This is a genomic window from Candidatus Nitrospira bockiana (assembly GCF_965152565.1).
The window spans coordinates 543779-559627 of record NZ_OZ224215.1 but is presented as its reverse complement, the minus strand read 5'-3'; the positions used below and the strand labels follow the sequence as shown (position 1 = coordinate 559627).

Here is a 15849-nt window from a genome sequence, read left to right as displayed (position 1 = left end):
TGCTTCGGACAAATCCAAAAACCCGGCGCGCGAGCACCATCCGGCTCATCTCCAACGATACCAGTTTTCGGCGCACGGGTCTTCTAGACCACACCAGCCGGTCGATCAGCATCACCACGGCAAGCAATACGTTGATCACGTCGTCAGCTCGACAATCTCAGTCATCCAACGTCACAGCCCAGTGCTTCGTCCCTCCGTGCACTTCCCTTTTTCCTTAGGGACAATGGCACGGTATCAAAACCATCAAGGGATTGCAACACTCGCGGTCAGCCTTTCTGACCAACCTGGAGGTGCTCCTCGATGGATTCCATCAAACTCGTCGCCCGGCGATCGAGGTCGGCCTCACCCTGTTTCCGAACTTGCTCGGACTCGAAGAGCTGATGGGTGATGTTGATGGCGGCGAGCACCGCAAGCTTCGAAGCGGTGACGGTTTTCATGCCTTTTGCGACGGCGCGCATCTGAGCATCCACGTGGGCGGCCAACCGCCTCACGTAGTCCTCGTCCGCATCGCCCTTGATCGTGTAGCGTTGGCCGCAGATATCGACCTCCGTCGTCTTAGTCAAGCGCCACCTCCTTCGATTCTGCCAAAGAATCGAGAACTTCCAACTCATCCAGCACCTTTTCGATCCGTGCCTTGACGTCCACTCGTTCTTCTTCCCACCGGCGCCCGAGCTCCTCCTGCTTGAGCAGGCGCTCACGAGTCGCCCGAAGCTCGGTTTGCAGGGCTGCATTTGTCCGTCTCAGCTCCTGAACCATCTCAACCAAGCTTCGGATACGCGCCTCCAAGGCCTCTAATTTCTCCAATGCCATGCTAGACTCCGCCATAGAAGTGGTGTCGCAAAGTGATCGAAGTTATTAATAAAACAGGCGAACTATAGGGGCTTCAGCAGGCCTTGTCAAGCGAGGGGACGTTGCAGGCGGGGGGGGTCAGGCGGGCGTATTCACGGTAGCTGCGGAGCACGCGCTTCACATAGGCGCGGGTTTCCTGATACGGGATCATCTCAATGAATTCATCCTGCTCCATTCCCGCATATTTCTGAATCCATGAAGAGACCGCTTGAGGCCCGGCATTGTAAGCAGCAACCGCGTAGGCGATATTGCTCGAGAACTCTTGCAGCAATTGCTCCAGGTACCGCACGCCGAGCTTGATGTTCGTTTCCTGGTCGAACAGATCCTCGCGCGTGAGCTCGGCGGTGCCCGCTTTCTTTGCCAGCGTCTGCGCTGTCCCCGGCATGAGTTGCATCAACCCGATCGCACCGACCCGGGACAGCGCACGAGGATCATACTGGCTTTCCTCACGGATGATGGCCGCGGCAAGGAGCGGGTCGACGGAACCCGCGTACCCCCGAATGATGGGCAGATGCGCCGTCGGGTAAGCCACGGACCACAAGACCCGTGGGACCGGCTCCCCGTTGCCGCGTTCAATCGGATCGCGAAAATGCACGCGGGCGAGTCGGAGCGCCTGGTGGTGCTGCCCTGCCTCCGCCAGGATTCCGCACAGCTCCATGATCATCGAGCGATCCTTGGCGTACCGCTCCGAGAGCGCGTCCAGTTCCTTGGCCGCCTCTTGCCGAAAGCCCAAAAGGGCCAACTCCGTGGCTTTCAGATATCGAGAGTCGTTCCTCAGCCCGCCCGCCGGCTCCAAACCGTTCGAAGGAGCTTCGCCGACGTAGCCGACCGTGACGGAGGCCGTCACCTTGCCGCCTCTCTCCGCCAACTGGCAATAGTACGAGAAGTGGTAGCGCCGGCACAGCGTCGTGTAGGCCTCCTCAGACGGCTCTTGCAGGCGGTCTCTCGCTCGCCCCAGCCAGTACAGCGCTTGCGGAGTCCATAGTGCGTCGTCGGGTAGCAGCATGATCGCTTGGAAGGACGCGGCGGCCTCCTGATAGCGCGCCGCCCGGTAGTGCGCCCACCCGATGCGCCACAGGGCTTCCAATCGCAGCCCGCTCGCCTCGGCCGTCGCCATCGCCTGTCGGTACTTCGTGATCGCCTTTTCCACCTGGCCCTGATCGTCCAGCCAAACACCCGCCAACAACGTGATCGTCGCCTTTTGATCGACGGTGACGGGAATGGAAGGCAGGGACGACAAGAGGCTTAGGAGTCGATCGCCTTGGTCTTGTCGCAGAAAGACCCGCGCCAACCAGACGGCCGCTTCGCCGCCCTGCGGAGCCGGTGTCCCAAGAAGCGCGCGATACATCTCGCGGGCCTGGTCATAGCGTTTCAAGCGGACGAGGGAGAGGGCCAGCTTGAACTTGGCCTCATCTCGCTTGGGGTGCTGCGGAGCCGCAGAGAGAAACCGTTGGAGTTCCTCCACCGCCTCTGCATGGAGCGCCAGCGTCTGAAAAGCGGCCGCCCGGGCGTATAGGTCCTCGGGAGTCGGGCGCCAAGGCTGACCGTTGAGACCCAGAGACAACCGCCCCTGAGCTTCGCGAGCTTCCGGTGCATTGGGATAGCGAACCCAGAGATACCGAAATGCCGCCTCACTTTCCGCATGCCGCCCCTCGCGAAGCAGGCAGTCGGCGAGCAGATAGTATGCGGTCGGAGCCGCCGGATCCAAAGGAGCCAATGCCACGCTCCGTGACAGGGGGTCGATCGCGTTCCCGCACTGACCCGCCCGGTACCACGCTTCGCCGCTGAGGAATGCGGAGCGCGCGGCAAGAAGGGTATCGGGCACCTCCGCCGGGATCCGTTGAAACTGCTCCGCCGCCTTGGATGTCTCGCCGGCTTTATAGAGGGTTTCACCGATCCACAGCCTGATGTAGTCGTCCAGGATCGGAAAGTCGCTGCGTACGGCGTCCAGCCGGTGTAACGCCTCAGCGGGCCGGGTCTCGCGAAGCACGAGCGCGCTCGCGAGGGCCGCGCGCTTCGACCAGATGGAATCCGGAGCGCGCATTTGAAGGTACTGAAGCCGATCGAGGATCAGCCGGGACCGCTCCTCGGGCGACCCGCCGTCCCGCACAGCCAGCGCCTTTCGAAAACACACCTCGAGCGCAGCTTCGCACGCGGATTCGGCGAGTGCCTCAGGAAGGGGGTCGGCGAGTGTTGAAGTGGGAATGGCTCCGAGGAGCAGGAGGATCGGAAGAAGCGTGACTCTCATCAAGTCTCAGAACACGTTGGACGCCAGGCGGACACAGCGCGAGGGCAGGAGGATTATAACAAACGCCTGCGGAGCGGTCCACGCAGCGCGTTGCTTGTCAACGAATTTTACGCTGTGTTACGCTCAACCATGCCGCGGTCCTCTGCCTGTCATTCCACTGGATTCTCTCCCCCTCTCGATCTGCTGGCCCTCGATCTCGCCGGAGCCCGGAGCCTGGCGGAGGCCTTCGGCTGGCCGCGCTATCGTGCGGTCCAATTGCTTCGCTGGCTCTATCAAAAGCGCATCAGGCGGATCGAAGAGATGACGGACTTCTCGCAGAAGGAGCGACGGGAATTGGCGACCAAGGCGGCGATCGTCCGCGCCGAGGACGTGCAGGTTCTTCGCTCAGCGGACGGGACACGAAAATTTCTGCTGGGATTGCGCGACGGGCTCAGGGTCGAGAGTGTTTTGATTCCCGACGCCGGCCGATTGACGCTGTGCCTGTCGACCCAGGTGGGTTGCACGCTCGACTGCGGCTTTTGTCTCACCGGCACCATGGGGCTGAAGCGGAACCTCACGGCAGCGGAGATCGTCGACCAAGTGTTGACCGTTCAGGACCGATTGGAGGAAGCCGAACAGATCACGGGACTCGTGTTCATGGGGATGGGCGAGCCCCTGGCGAACCTCGCCGCGGTACGCGAGGCGATCAGGCGGTTGAGCAATCCCGAGTGGGGACTTGGGATCAGCCCGCGCCGTATGACGCTCTCGACGGCCGGCTTGGCGACTCGCCTCCGAGAGATTGCCGACCTCGGCGTCAATCTCGCCATTTCGCTGAACGCGACGACCGAGGAGCAACGTGCCCGACTGATGCCCGCGGCCGCCAAGCTGCATGACCTGGCTTCCCTGCTCGATGCCTGTCGGGCGTACCCGCTGCCGCCGCATCGCCGGTTGACGTTTGAATACGTGCTGCTCAGGGACGTGAACGATACGATGGAGGACGCCAAACGCCTGGCCAGACTTCTGGCCGGCCTGCGATGCAAGATCAATCTCATCGCCTTCAATGAGTTCGTAGGGAGCCGCTACCGCCGCCCCGACGACGAGCGAGTTCTTCAATTTCAAGCGGTGCTGAGGCGGGCAGGCTTCGATGTCTTCATCCGGAAGAGCAAGGGGCGCGACGTGTTGGGCGCATGCGGGCAGTTGGGACAGCCTCCGCACGCCCGTCTCATCGGCTTGACACCTCTCGCGGGCCGTGGTTAGCATGCGCGGCTTTCCTTGGGGGTATCGTATGCGGTCCCGCAGCACGGTTGTCGTCTTTCTCGCGGTCGTCCTGTTCGGCGTGTGGATGCCCGCGACTCTCCGTGCCACCGACGTCGCGTCGAGCGTGCACGAGCACGTCCTGAGCAACGGGCTCAAAGTGCTCCTCGTCGAAAACACCAAAGCCCCGGTGGTCACCATCCAAATCTGGTACAAGGTCGGCTCCCGCAACGAAGTGATGGGCCGGGCCGGGCTGTCCCATATGCTCGAGCACATGATGTTCAAGGGGACGGAACGGAATCCGAAGGGCACGTTCTCTCGAACGATTCGCAAGAACGGCGGCAACGACAATGCGTTCACCAGCCAAGACTTCACCGCGTACTTCGAGAACCTCGCCGCCGACCGCGTCGAGCTCGCCTTGGCCTTGGAGGCGGACCGGATGCAGGGCCTCCTGCTGGATGAGAAGGAATTTCAGTTGGAACGAGAGGTCGTCAAGGAAGAGCGCCGCCTGCGGATCGAGGACGACCCTCAATCCTCGCTTGTCGAGATGTTGTTCGCCCAGGCATTCATGGCGCACCCGTACCATTGGCCGGTCATCGGTTGGTTCTCCGATTTGCAAGCGATGACCCTCGAGGACCTGAAGAGCTACTACGACACTCACTACAGCCCCAACAACGCGACCCTGATCATCGTCGGAGACATCAAGGCCGAGACGTTGCTGCCGACGATCAAGCGGCTGTTCGAGCCGATCCCCAAGGGGCCGGCCGCCCCGCCCCAGCGGGTGGTCGAACCCGAGCAGCGCGGTGAACGCCGTTTCATGCTCAAGCGCACGGCCGAGCTGCCGTTCGTCATGTTCGGCTACCGAACGCCCAATTATTCCAGCGAGGATGCGTACGCACTGACCATCCTCGAGTCGATCCTGTCGCACGGCAAGACCTCCCGGCTCTACCGCAGCCTGGTCTACGAGCAGAAGATCGCGCTCGCGGTCGGCGCCGAGTACAGTCTGCTCCAGGCCGAACCGCAGCTGTTCTATTGCTTCGCCGTGGTCAAACCCGGGGCCAAGACGGAGGAGGTCGAGCAGGCGGTCTACCGGGAATTCGAGCGTCTGCAGCAGGCGGCGCCGACCGAGCAAGAGCTCCAGCGAGCGAAGAATCAGGTCGAGGCCGAATACATCTTTGGACAGGACTCCAACTTCAGGCAGGCGATGTTGCTCGGCGAAGCGGAGACGGTCGGCGCCGGGTGGAGACACATCGACAAGTTCTTGGAAAAAATCCGCGGCGTCACCGCTCAAGACGTCCAGCGCGTCGCCCGGCAGTACCTCACCGCCGACAACCGGACGGTCGGGATCCTGGTGCCCATGGCCGAGCCCCGCGAAGCAAGCGTATCTATGGAGAGCCGCTGATGAGGAGAACCGGCGGCAGGAACTCCCCGTGGCGACGGCTTGCTTGTGTCATCGGGCAGGCGGTGCTCCTGGTCGGCTGTTGGGCCGCGGCCACGCCAGCCCAGGCTGCCGAGATTACCCCGGTCCGCTTCGTGTTGCCGAACGGTCTGACCGTCTTGGTGTTGGAGCAGCACTCCTTGCCGATCGTCCAGGTGCACGCGCTCATCAAGGCCGGCGCCGCCCACGATCCGGCCGATAAGGCCGGGCTGGCCAATCTCGTCGCCAGTCTCCTGGATGAAGGGACCGCCACTCGATCGGCCAAACAGATCGCGGAGCAGATCGAGTTCGTGGGCGGACTGCTCCAGACGAAGGCAACGGAGGATTTCACCACGGCGTCGACCCGCGTCCTCAAGAAGGACATGGATCTCGGATTCGAGATCCTCGCCGATATCCTCCTGCATCCCACATTCCCCGAGACGGAACTGGAACGGGTGCGAAACCAGGTGCTCGGGGAAATCCAGAGCGAACGGGAAGATCCGGGCCAAGTCGCCGCGAAGGCGTTCAAACAGATGATCTACCCGGCCCATCCGTATCGATGGCCGGTAAACGGCACGGAAGAGACGGTCCCCAAGATCAAGCGCGCCGACATTCAGCAATTCTATGCCCGCGAGTACGTGCCGAATCAGACGATTCTGACCGTGGTGGGCGACCTCACCGTGGAGCAGGCAAAGACGCAGGTCCTCAAGCGGTTCGGGACCTGGAAGCGAACCGAGACGGGCGCGCGGCAGGCGGCGACGCCCCAGGCCTTGGACAAACCCCTCGTCAAGCTGATCGACAAGGATTTGACCCAGGCGACGGTGGTCATGGGCCATGTGGGGATCAGCCGAACGAATCCCGATTACTACGCCGTGACGGTCATGAACTATATCCTGGGTGCCGGCGGCTTTTCTTCACGTCTCATGGATTCGATACGGGACAGCCAAGGCCTGGCCTACCATGTCGGCAGCCATTTCGAGGCGACCTTGCTGCCGGGGCCGTTCGTCGTCACCCTGCAGACCCGCAACGAAGCAGCCAATCAGGCGATCGCGGGCGTGCTCGCCGAGCTGAATCGGATACGGGAGTCGCCGGTGACCGACCAGGAACTGGCCGAAGCGAAGGCTTACTTGATCGGGAGTTTTCCCCTCCGGCTCGACACGATTCAAAAGCTGTCGGAAGTCCTGGGCTTGGTCGAGTTCTACGGGTTGGGCCTCGATTACTTTAGCCGGTACCCGAAGCTGATCGATCAGGTTACCAAGGACGATGTGCTCCGCGTGGCGAAGCAATATCTCCATCCCGGTCGCTATGCACTCGTCGTCGTCGCCAATCAGAACAAAGCCAAAGTCAAATCCTGACCATGCCGGCGGACCTCTCGGACAAACTGCACGCGATGGAGTCGCTTCTCACCGACATGGGGTCGGTGGTCGTCGCGTTCTCGGGCGGCATCGACAGCACGGTGGTGCTGAAGGTCGCCCGCGACTGCCTGAGCGAACACGCGATCGGCGTGACGGCGGTATCACCGACGTTCCCGGAGATCGAGCTGGAGCTCTCCCGCCGCCTGGCCGCCGAGATCGGAGCTCGCCACCTGATTCTGGAAACGGATCAACTCCGCCTTCCCGACTTCATCCGTAATGACGGGACACGGTGTTATCACTGCAAGACCGATCTCTACCAGGCCTTGGATCGCGTGCAGCGTCAAGTCGGAGCGAGGGCCGTCGTGGACGGGACGCATCTGGACGATCTGGGCGACGACCGTCCGGGCCTTCGAGCCGCCCGCGAATGGGGCGTGCGCAGCCTGCTGGTCGAAGCCGGCCTCTGCAAAGCGGACGTGCGGAACCTGGCCAGGGCGTTGGGGCTCTCCAATTGGGACAAGCCGGCGGCCGCCTGTCTGTCCAGCCGGATCCCCAGGGGAACGACGATCACGGTGGAGAAGCTCCGGCGCGTTGAACGCGCCGAACGGGTGCTCTTCGACGAAGGGTTCAATCAATTCCGCGTCCGAGACCACGGCGACGTGGCCAGACTCGAGTTGGACGCGCACGGACTGGCCCTGATGGGGGACACGGAGCGGCGGGTTCGTGTCAGCGAGGCGGTCAAGAAGGCGGGGTTCCGATTCGTCACCGTCGATCCCGACGGGTATCGGCAGGGAGGGGGCAACAGGCCTCCATCGTGAGCCCGGCTCTTGCGGGGCCCGCCTCGGACCTGCGTGGCGCGGTCCAGACGGAGCTGACGCGGTCAGGACAACTGGGTCTTTGCGACCGCCGCGAGCGCCTCGTCCGCCAAACGCCGGTGATCGGCGTCGGTCAGGCTGCGTTCCACGACCTTTTCGGCGACGAGCAGGGCGAGGTCGGTCGCCTGGTTGCGAATCTCTTGAATGGCCTTCCGTCGCTGGTGCTCGATCTCGCGCATCGCCTCGGCCTTGACCCGTTCCGCTTCGGCCGACAATCGCTGCTCGTTCTCATCCCACAGCCGTTGCGCCCGTTCCTTGGCCTGAGCCAAGACCGCTTCCGCCTCCCGTGAGGCCGCCGCCATCTTGGCCTCGTACTCCTGCATCCGTCGCTCGGCTTCCAGCCGGTGCCGTTCGGCCTGCTCCAGGCTTTCGCGAATCTTGCGCTCGCGCGTCTCGAGCATCTCGAGGATGGGTGGAAACGCAAACTTGTACAGGACCCAAAGGAGAATCCCGAAGGAGACGAGCTCCCAAAACAGGAGCGACGAAAAAAAGTGGCTTTCGAATTGTGGCATCGCCGGCTCCTGGGACTACTTCCGCAGCCCCATGATGATGAAGGCAATGACGAGCCCGTAGAGAGCGATGGCCTCGACGAGCGCGAACCCGATCCACATGTACTTTCCGACCCGGCCTTCGGCCTCGGGCTGACGGGCGACCGCTTCGATCATCTTGCCGAAGATGTAGCCGATCCCCACGCCCGCTCCGGCGAAGCCGGCGGCGGCCATCCCCATTCCCAACAACGCTGACGCTGCAGAATCCATCGTCTGTATCTCCTCCTTGTCTCGTAACGCCGCTCAGTGTGTGTGCGCCTCGTGCCCCTCATGCCCGTGCAGGTGGAAGGCATCACCGAGGTACACGCAGGTCAGCACGGTGAAAATGTACGCTTGGATGAACGCAATACCGACTTCGAGGGCATTCATCGCGATCGTGAAGGCAAACGGCAACCACCCGATCAACGCGCCGCCGGCAATGGCGAGGCCGAAGAGCACGCCGAGGATGACGTGCCCGGCGGTCATGTTGGCGAAGAGTCGCACCGCCAAGGAGATCGGTCGAGCCAATTGACTGATCAGCTCGATCGGCATCATCAAGGGCAGCAGCCAGCCGGGAGTCCCGGGGGGGACGAGGATACCCAAGAACTTCACGCCGTGGCGGATGAACCCGACGATCAGGCTCAGTGAGTAGACGACGACGGCGAAGGCCGCCGTCACGATGATCTGGCTGGTCACGGTGTAGGACCCTGGGATGAGCCCGAGCAGGTTGCTGAAGAGAATGAACAAGAACAGCGCCGCGATGAACGGGAAAAACCGGAGGCCATCTTTACCCATCGTATCCAAGATCATGCCGCGGATGAATTCAACGAGGAGCTCGGCCAGGCTCTGCAGTTTCGTCGGCACGAGCTGTCGAGAAGACGCGGCCATGATCAGCAGGCCGGAGACCAGGGCGAGAACGACCCACATCATCACGACGGCTTTGTTGATCGAGATATCGAGTCCGAAGAGGGACAGTTCGACATAGTTATGTAGCTCGAACGGATGAAGCGGATTTTCCATAGCAGTCAGTTGTGATGATCACTCGAGCCCCGGGGTGTCCTGACGTTCACCCGCCCCGCTCTCGATCGTGAGTGACGCCCCAACGCTGAGCCGCGCGGTAGGCGTTCAGCACCCCGGCGACAGAACCGAGGACCAGTCCTACCACCAAGCCCCAGGGCCCAGATGCAAAGAGGTAGGTATCAGCCAACCAGCCCAGCCCTCCACCCACGACGAGCGCGGCAAGCACCTCCGTCCCGAGACGAACGGCTTGCCCCAAGCCCGCATAAAACGGATCAGTCGAGGGCATTGCGATCAGACGACCCAGGACGTCGGGTCAAAGGGCGCGTCATTCAATCAAAATTGAAGGGGGCTTGTCAAGGCGGATGGACCGAGGACGAAGCATTGACGTCAAGAGCAACCGAGCTCATGGACGGAGACGCCGAGGGTCATGCATTCTTCCTTTCCCCTCTCCCCCCGACATGGTTGCACTCTTCGGGCATCAGACGGCAGAATGCCGGCCATGGCCCGGAACGGACCGTTCCCATGATTCGTCCTTCTCCATCCCGCTTTCTTCATGGACCGGCACCCGAGCCATTGGTCATCTCGCTCGCCATGCCGGCGGCGGATCCCTTCGATCTCTACCGGCGACTTGCCGTGCCGAGCCGGCCCTCCTTCCTCCTCGAAAGCGGCAGCGGCCCCCTCTCGACCGCCCGCTACTCCTTCTTTGGAACCGACCCCTATCTGGTGCTGTCCGGACGAGGGAAGGAAACCGCTCTCGCGTCCTGCGACGGCGTCACGGTCGTGGATCGCGCCCCATGGGCTTGCCTCGTCGAACGCTTGCGGCCGGCCACCATGGGCCGGCGGCTCGACCTTCCCCCGTTCGTCGGCGGCGGGGTCGGATGCTTGAGCTATGACTTGGTACGCCAGTTCGAGTCACTTCCCTCGCAGGCTCAGGACGACTTGGCGCTGCCCGACATCGAGTTCTTGTTCGTCGATCAGGTCGCCGCATTCGATCATCAGACCCGGACGCTCCATCTGTTGTTTGCCCCGCCGATGGAACGGTTTGTCGGTGAATCACGCGACAAGCTGTATCGAGAAGGATGCGATCGCCTCGGGGAATGGGCGGCGAAGGTCACGGCCGGGCACCCGGCGCCGGCATCCTCCCTCCTGCCCCACCTGACGATCACGCCGGATCAGACCCCGGAGGCCTATCGTAGCCGCGTCACCGCCTGTAAGGACTACATCAAGGCCGGAGACATCTACCAGGCGAATCTCTCACATCGCTTCACGGTTGGTCTCGATTCAGCGATCCGGCGCCCCTTCTCGGACTCTGCCGTGGCCCTCTACCAACGGCTTCGGTCGGTCAACCCGTCTCCTTTCTCCGCGCTCATGCAAGGCCAGCACTATGCCCTCGTCAGCTCTTCGCCTGAGCGCCTGGTACGCCTACAGGGGCGGATCGCCGAGACGCGTCCGATCGCCGGCACGCGCCCACGCGGGCGGTCGCCAGGTGAAGACGAGCGACTGCGGGCGGAGCTACTGGCCAACGCCAAGGAACGCGCCGAACACATCATGCTCATCGATCTGGAACGGAACGACCTGGGGCGCGTCTGCCGGTACGGAACGGTTCGCGTGGATGAATTCATGACGATCGAAGCGTATTCGCACGTGAGCCATATCGTCTCCAACGTCACCGGGGCGTTACGGGATGACCTGGACGGCTTCGATCTCATCCGGGCGGTGTTCCCGGGCGGGACCATTACCGGCGTCCCGAAGATCCGCTGTATGGAGGTCATCGAGGAATTGGAGCCCGTGCGGCGCGGTCCCTATACCGGGGCACTCGGCTACATCAGTTGGACCGGAGACCTTGATTTCAACATCCTCATCCGCACGCTGCTTTTGACCGACACAGCCGGTTACCTGCAAGTCGGAGCCGGAATCGTCGCCGACTCGGACCCCGAACGCGAATACCAAGAAACGCTGTTCAAGGCCCAGGCGGCACTCCAAGCGTTGGACGCATGATCTGGGTGTTTCTCAACGACCGATTCGTCCGGAGTGAAGACGCGAGGATCTCGGTGTTCGACCATGGGTTCCTCTACGGGGACGGGGTCTACGAGACGATGCGGGCTTACGGCGGCCGGATCTTCCTGCTCCACCGCCATCTGGAACGCCTGGAGCGCTCGGCAAAGTTGATCGGCTTGGACCTTCCGATCCCGGACCAGCCGTGGTCCCTCCTGCTCCATGACCTCCTTACCCGCAATACACTCGATGATGCCTATATCCGCGTGACCGTCTCGCGCGGCCCGGGCCGTCTTGGCCTCGATCCCCACCTGTGCTCGAAGCCGACCCTGGTGATCCTGGCCCTGCCCCTCCCTTCGTCTCCCGTGGACTGGTTCGAAACGGGGGTGCGCCTCACCGTCGCCACGACTCGCCGCACGCACCCGTCCACGCTCTCGCCAAAGATCAAGTCACTGAACTTCTTGAACAATATCCTGGCCAAACAAGAGGCGCTCGAGCGGGGCGCATTCGATGCCGTGATGCTGAACCTCGAGGGTGAGATCACCGAGTGCACGACGAGCAATATCTTTTTCGTCACGGGCGGAAGAGTGCGCACCCCGGCCATTGAGTGCGGGCTTTTGGATGGGATCACGAGAGAGACGGTTCTCACGCTGGCTCGTGAAGCAGGGATCGAGGTCGAGGAGGGCGCGTATCAACCGAACGCCATGGCCGATGCTGATGAATGCTTCTTGACCAATACGACGCTGGAAATCCTCCCGGTTAAGGCCATCGATCGCATCCCGTTGGCCCTGCAAGCCCCAGGCGCTCTGACAAGGCGCTTGCAAGAACTTTTCCGCGCCAACCTCTCTCGCTTCCTCGAATAAGCCTTTTTTCTCAATCATTTTGACAGCTTGGGCACTGGCTGCTAAGGTTTTCCCCATGCCTCGCCCCATGCCCCGCGTGTTGATGCTGGCTCTGTCTGCGGTGGCTTTGTGGCTGCTCTGCCTTGAGAGTCGAGCAGCCGAGACGCACGATCTCTATCGAAAGGTCGATCGCAACGGCGTTCTTTCGTTCACGAACGTCCCCACCGACGAGCGCTTCACGAAGGTCGATCTCGGGTCATTTCATCCCCGCACGAGGGTCCCTCTGGAGGAATTGGAGGGGACGATCGCACATCACTCGCGTCAGCACCGGCTCGATCCGGCGTTGATCAGCGCCGTCATCAAGGCGGAGTCGGATTTCGATCCCGACGCCGTGTCGCGCGCCGGTGCCATCGGCCTCATGCAGTTGATGCCGGAAACCGCCCAGAGGCTCGCTATCCGTGATCCCTTCGATCCCGAAGAAAACATTGCGGGTGGAGCACGCTACCTTCGGTATCTGCTCGACCGCTTCAACGGAAATTTACCCCTCGCACTGGCGGCCTATAATGCCGGGGCGACCCGGGTCGAGCAGTACGAGACGCTCCCTCCGTTTCGAGAGACGCGTCGCTACGTCAAGAAGGTGCTGCGGTTTTATCGGATGTTCGGCGAGCGGCGGGTAGCTCAGCCCTCGTCGGTCCGGTCGCTTTCCTCACCGTCGTGGCCGCGCCCGGTCGCCCTGTCGTCGTTTCAGAATCCTTGAGGTCCGCGCGCACCAGCCGGCTGTGCTGCTTCCACCCCGGTCGATTGCTCTCGGGAAAATCCGCTCGGTAGTGCGCCCCGACGCTGTTTTCCCTCCACAGCGCGGCCTCCGCGATGCACCGCGCCACCTGCACCATGTTCTTCACTTCCAGGTCGCGACGCGCCGAGAACGAGCGCGAGACGACGCGGTCCCACCGGGAGAGTTGCGCGAGCGCCCGCGTCAGTGAATCACCGGTCCGAATGAGGCCCACCTTTCCCCACATCAGCCTGCGGAGCGAGCTGCGAAGCTTCTCGGCGTCATCCAGCACGGCGCCCGCCTCGCCGGGAAGATCGCGCAGGCCCGGAAGCGGGGGACTTCCCGTCGGCAGCCGCCTCGCGAACTCCACGGCCGCGTGAGCTGCACGGGCCCCGAACACGAGGCCTTCGAGCAGCGAGTTGCTGGCCAGGCGATTTGCCCCGTGCACGCCGCTGCACGCCACCTCACCGGCCGCCAACAAACCCGGCAACGTCGTCGCGCCGTCGATGTCCGTCCGCACCCCGCCCATGTGGTAATGAGCGCTCGGTGAAACGGGAATCCATTCTTCGGTGATGTCGATGTCGTAGCGGAGACAGGTGGCATAGATCGTCGGGAAGCGGGTCTTGATGAACGCGGCGCTCAGGTGCGTCACGTCGAGATAGACGTGACGCGACCGCGTGACGGCCATTTCCGACCAGATGGCCCGGGCGACGACGTCGCGGGGCGCCAGTTCGGCGTCCGCGTGATACCGGGCCATGAAGCGTTCGCCCTTGATGTTGCGCAAGATGCCGCCTTCCCCGCGGATCGCCTCCGACAGCAAGAACGGCGGGCTCGACGGCAGATACAGAGCGGTGGGATGGAACTGGACGAATTCCATGTCTTCGAGCACCGCACCCGCACGATACGCCATGGCCATACCGTCCCCGGTCGCATTGGCCGGATTTGTCGTTCGCGCATACACCTGCCCCGAGCCGCCCGTCGTCAAGACGACGGCAGAGGCCGGGACAGCGATCCGGACCCCGCGGTCCTCATCCAACACCATGGCCCCTCGGACGACCCCTTCCGCGACGATCAGATCGACCGTGAAATGCCGTTCGAGCCACCGAATCGACTTCTGGCGATGGGCGTGAGCCATCAGCGCCCGGACCATTTCGTTGCCGGTGGCGTCCCCGCGAGCGCGAAGGATTCGACTCCGGCTGTGCGCCGCCTCCCGGGCAAAGGCGAATTTGCCCCCGATCTTGTCGAACCGCGCTCCCCATCGGATCAGCTCTTGAATCCGTGCCGGCCCCTCCTCAACCAGCACACGCACCGCGTCTTTTCGGCACAGCCCCCGCCCCGCCTTGAGCGTATCGGCGAAGTGGATCGAGACGTCGTCTTCCTCGCTGAGCGCCACGGCCACGCCGCCTTGAGCGTAGATCGAGCTGCTCTCGAGCGGGTGCCCTTTCGTGAGCATCAAGACGTCGCCATGCCGGCTCAGCTCAATCGCCGCCCGAAGCCCGGCCACGCCGCTGCCGATGACGAGAAAGTCAGCGGCGATCGGCCGGCGGCCGAGGGGGACGTTCCGGCTTCTACGGTTCATGGATCCGGACACGACGGCAAGCGGGGTGCGCCACGTTAGGAGGCGGGAGCATGGGGGGCCTGGGGCACTGGACGCCGAGTCGCCATGCCGAAGGGCACGTCGCCCCCTACGCCGGCAAGGAGGATCGACTGCATGCCGGTCCACCGGAGCACGCCATGGCCTCGCTCGCGAAACCTCGCCTCCGACGGCGCCGCCTTCCACTGCCCCTGCCAATGCAAGAAGACGTCGATCTGATCGCCGTCGATGACCACGCGCTCGATGGCAAAGTCCAACGCCATCTCCTGGAACTGATCGAAGTCCTTCCTGATGTCGGAGACGAGGCGGTCGGTGGCATTGGAGGGAAGGACCAGCGCCTCGACGGCGGAAAGATCCTTGCGAACATAGGCTTGCCGCAGCGCCTCCACGGCCTCGTCGAGACGAACATAGCGCGCGTGATCCTCCGGATACTGCGGGCCCTTCGAGGAGCAGGCGGAGACGATCAGGAGAAGCGCGAGCAGCGAGCCGAGGCGCGCGTGAAGATGCAACGACATGACGCAGTATAGAAACGCCTTTCGAAGCTCGTCAATCCCGCTCCACGCGGCCACGGTGGCATCGCCCTCGTCCGTCTCATCCTTGACAGCCTTCCGCGAGTTATGTTACCAGTGCACGGTTTTAGCAGCTGAGCGGCGAAGGGCCGCACCGGACGTGAGCCATTACGGAGTCAGGAGCCTGCATGTCGAGTGTCTTGAAGAAACGGAAGAAGAAGATGCGCAAGCACAAGCACCGAAAATTGCGCAAACGACAAAAGTTCTTGCGACGACGTAGCTGACCGCGCTTCACCCCAGAACGGAGGGCGATGTGGCCGAAGCGAAAAACGACGGCAAGAAAGTTCGTATCCAGGTCAGGACGGTCAACGGCAGCTACGTCGGCGATTTTCTCATCCCCCCCATGCGAAATCGCGTCTCGGACGCGATCAATGAAGAGTCCCGGATGTTCATCAACCTCACCGACGTCGTCATCAACGACCACGACCGCGCACCTTTCGTCTCGCTGAACAAGAACCTCATCGTCTCCATCACCCAACTCTGAACGGCGCCGGGTCCCAGGTGCAGCCCCTCTCCTTTGGCGGCAGCCGGCCGCTCTACGGGCCGAGACGGACGC

General features: G+C 62.8%; 17 protein-coding genes and 1 pseudogene. 9 read left to right on the top strand and 9 right to left on the bottom strand.

Features of this window, described 5'->3' with window-relative positions; genetic code table 11:
* Positions 1-266 precede the first annotated feature (266 nt).
* The 3 genes from ACWHYV_RS03050 to ACWHYV_RS03040 all read right to left on the bottom strand — a co-directional run bounded on the left by ACWHYV_RS03050 (position 267) and on the right by ACWHYV_RS03040 (position 3097).
* On the bottom strand, positions 267-563 hold the full coding sequence (locus ACWHYV_RS03050) for a cell division protein ZapA (protein ID WP_447979187.1): 297 nt from the start codon (positions 561-563) through the stop codon (positions 267-269).
* Positions 556-810: a cell division protein ZapB gene (zapB, locus tag ACWHYV_RS03045; protein WP_447979186.1), complete on the bottom strand. Its 255-nt coding sequence runs from the start codon at positions 808-810 to the stop codon at positions 556-558. Before zapB ends, ACWHYV_RS03050 begins: the two co-directional genes overlap by 8 nt.
* A gap of 73 nt (positions 811-883) precedes the next feature.
* A complete protein-coding gene (locus ACWHYV_RS03040) occupies positions 884-3097 on the bottom strand; it encodes a lytic transglycosylase domain-containing protein (RefSeq protein ID WP_447979185.1) in 2214 nt (737 codons plus the stop codon).
* Between the two features lie 129 nt (positions 3098-3226).
* On the opposite strand from ACWHYV_RS03040, the gene rlmN reads away from it, so the two are divergent.
* The 4 genes from rlmN to larE are packed head-to-tail and all read left to right on the top strand — an operon-like array spanning position 3227 to position 7917.
* Positions 3227-4333: a 23S rRNA (adenine(2503)-C(2))-methyltransferase RlmN gene (gene rlmN, locus ACWHYV_RS03035; protein ID WP_447979184.1), complete on the top strand. Its 1107-nt coding sequence runs from the start codon at positions 3227-3229 to the stop codon at positions 4331-4333.
* Position 4334: 1 nt separating this feature from the next.
* The gene (locus ACWHYV_RS03030; protein ID WP_447979183.1) at positions 4335-5732 is read left to right on the top strand and encodes a M16 family metallopeptidase; all 1398 of its coding nucleotides are present in this window, start codon (positions 4335-4337) and stop codon (positions 5730-5732) included.
* Positions 5732-7102: a M16 family metallopeptidase gene (locus tag ACWHYV_RS03025; protein WP_447979182.1), complete on the top strand. Its 1371-nt coding sequence runs from the start codon at positions 5732-5734 to the stop codon at positions 7100-7102. The genes ACWHYV_RS03030 and ACWHYV_RS03025 overlap by 1 nt, the downstream gene beginning before the upstream one ends.
* A gap of 2 nt (positions 7103-7104) precedes the next feature.
* A complete protein-coding gene (gene larE / locus ACWHYV_RS03020) occupies positions 7105-7917 on the top strand; it encodes an ATP-dependent sacrificial sulfur transferase LarE (protein WP_447979181.1) in 813 nt (270 codons plus the stop codon).
* A 62-nt stretch (positions 7918-7979) separates the two neighbouring features.
* Here the strand turns inward: larE and atpF are convergent, their stop codons facing one another.
* The 4 genes from atpF to ACWHYV_RS03000 are packed head-to-tail and all read right to left on the bottom strand — an operon-like array spanning position 7980 to position 9807.
* Positions 7980-8486, bottom strand: coding sequence for a F0F1 ATP synthase subunit B (atpF, locus tag ACWHYV_RS03015; protein ID WP_447979180.1), 507 nt, complete (start codon positions 8484-8486; stop codon positions 7980-7982).
* A gap of 15 nt (positions 8487-8501) precedes the next feature.
* Positions 8502-8732: an ATP synthase F0 subunit C gene (atpE, locus tag ACWHYV_RS03010; protein WP_447979179.1), complete on the bottom strand. Its 231-nt coding sequence runs from the start codon at positions 8730-8732 to the stop codon at positions 8502-8504.
* A gap of 33 nt (positions 8733-8765) precedes the next feature.
* A complete protein-coding gene (locus ACWHYV_RS03005) occupies positions 8766-9521 on the bottom strand; it encodes a F0F1 ATP synthase subunit A (protein ID WP_447979178.1) in 756 nt (251 codons plus the stop codon).
* A gap of 46 nt (positions 9522-9567) precedes the next feature.
* Positions 9568-9807: an AtpZ/AtpI family protein gene (locus tag ACWHYV_RS03000; RefSeq protein ID WP_447979177.1), complete on the bottom strand. Its 240-nt coding sequence runs from the start codon at positions 9805-9807 to the stop codon at positions 9568-9570.
* Positions 9808-10043: 236 nt separating this feature from the next.
* Between ACWHYV_RS03000 and ACWHYV_RS02995 the strand changes: the two genes are divergently transcribed.
* From ACWHYV_RS02995 to ACWHYV_RS02985, 3 genes and pseudogenes are all read left to right on the top strand, one after another.
* A complete protein-coding gene (locus tag ACWHYV_RS02995; RefSeq protein ID WP_447979176.1) occupies positions 10044-11519 on the top strand; it encodes an anthranilate synthase component I family protein in 1476 nt (491 codons plus the stop codon).
* Complete coding sequence (locus ACWHYV_RS02990; RefSeq protein ID WP_447979175.1) at positions 11516-12379, top strand: aminotransferase class IV; 864 nt, start codon at positions 11516-11518, stop codon at positions 12377-12379. The genes ACWHYV_RS02995 and ACWHYV_RS02990 overlap by 4 nt, the downstream gene beginning before the upstream one ends.
* A gap of 55 nt (positions 12380-12434) precedes the next feature.
* Positions 12435-12917 (top strand): annotated as a pseudogene (locus tag ACWHYV_RS02985) (lytic transglycosylase domain-containing protein); the annotation flags it as partial.
* 70 nt (positions 12918-12987) lie between these two features.
* Here ACWHYV_RS02985 and nadB read toward each other — a convergent pair.
* Together nadB and ACWHYV_RS02975 are read right to left on the bottom strand one after the other, a co-directional pair.
* Positions 12988-14709 (bottom strand): L-aspartate oxidase, encoded by a 1722-nt coding sequence (gene nadB, locus ACWHYV_RS02980; RefSeq protein WP_447979174.1) that lies wholly within the window; start codon positions 14707-14709, stop codon positions 12988-12990.
* A gap of 35 nt (positions 14710-14744) precedes the next feature.
* On the bottom strand, positions 14745-15239 hold the full coding sequence (locus ACWHYV_RS02975) for a hypothetical protein (RefSeq protein ID WP_447979173.1): 495 nt from the start codon (positions 15237-15239) through the stop codon (positions 14745-14747).
* A 182-nt stretch (positions 15240-15421) separates the two neighbouring features.
* Between ACWHYV_RS02975 and ACWHYV_RS02970 the strand changes: the two genes are divergently transcribed.
* Both ACWHYV_RS02970 and ACWHYV_RS02965 read left to right on the top strand, forming a co-directional pair.
* Positions 15422-15517: an AURKAIP1/COX24 domain-containing protein gene (locus ACWHYV_RS02970; RefSeq protein WP_447979172.1), complete on the top strand. Its 96-nt coding sequence runs from the start codon at positions 15422-15424 to the stop codon at positions 15515-15517.
* 29 nt (positions 15518-15546) lie between these two features.
* Positions 15547-15777, top strand: a complete 231-nt coding sequence (locus tag ACWHYV_RS02965) for a DUF6812 domain-containing protein (RefSeq protein ID WP_447979171.1) — start codon at positions 15547-15549, stop codon at positions 15775-15777.
* The last annotated feature ends 72 nt before the right edge of the window (positions 15778-15849 follow it).

Coding starts and splice junctions, on each gene's coding strand:
- zapB (WP_447979186.1), bottom strand. CDS start 810: ATGGCATTGGAGAAATTAGAGGCCTTGGAGGCGCGTATCCGAAGCTTG.
- ACWHYV_RS03040 (WP_447979185.1), bottom strand. CDS start 3,097: ATGAGAGTCACGCTTCTTCCGATCCTCCTGCTCCTCGGAGCCATTCCC.
- rlmN (WP_447979184.1), top strand. CDS start 3,227: ATGCCGCGGTCCTCTGCCTGTCATTCCACTGGATTCTCTCCCCCTCTC.
- ACWHYV_RS03030 (WP_447979183.1), top strand. CDS start 4,335: ATGCGCGGCTTTCCTTGGGGGTATCGTATGCGGTCCCGCAGCACGGTT.
- ACWHYV_RS03025 (WP_447979182.1), top strand. CDS start 5,732: ATGAGGAGAACCGGCGGCAGGAACTCCCCGTGGCGACGGCTTGCTTGT.
- larE (WP_447979181.1), top strand. CDS start 7,105: ATGCCGGCGGACCTCTCGGACAAACTGCACGCGATGGAGTCGCTTCTC.
- atpF (WP_447979180.1), bottom strand. CDS start 8,486: ATGCCACAATTCGAAAGCCACTTTTTTTCGTCGCTCCTGTTTTGGGAG.
- atpE (WP_447979179.1), bottom strand. CDS start 8,732: ATGGATTCTGCAGCGTCAGCGTTGTTGGGAATGGGGATGGCCGCCGCC.
- ACWHYV_RS03005 (WP_447979178.1), bottom strand. CDS start 9,521: ATGGAAAATCCGCTTCATCCGTTCGAGCTACATAACTATGTCGAACTG.
- ACWHYV_RS03000 (WP_447979177.1), bottom strand. CDS start 9,807: ATGCCCTCGACTGATCCGTTTTATGCGGGCTTGGGGCAAGCCGTTCGT.
- ACWHYV_RS02995 (WP_447979176.1), top strand. CDS start 10,044: ATGATTCGTCCTTCTCCATCCCGCTTTCTTCATGGACCGGCACCCGAG.
- ACWHYV_RS02990 (WP_447979175.1), top strand. CDS start 11,516: ATGATCTGGGTGTTTCTCAACGACCGATTCGTCCGGAGTGAAGACGCG.
- nadB (WP_447979174.1), bottom strand. CDS start 14,709: ATGAACCGTAGAAGCCGGAACGTCCCCCTCGGCCGCCGGCCGATCGCC.
- ACWHYV_RS02975 (WP_447979173.1), bottom strand. CDS start 15,239: ATGTCGTTGCATCTTCACGCGCGCCTCGGCTCGCTGCTCGCGCTTCTC.
- ACWHYV_RS02970 (WP_447979172.1), top strand. CDS start 15,422: ATGTCGAGTGTCTTGAAGAAACGGAAGAAGAAGATGCGCAAGCACAAG.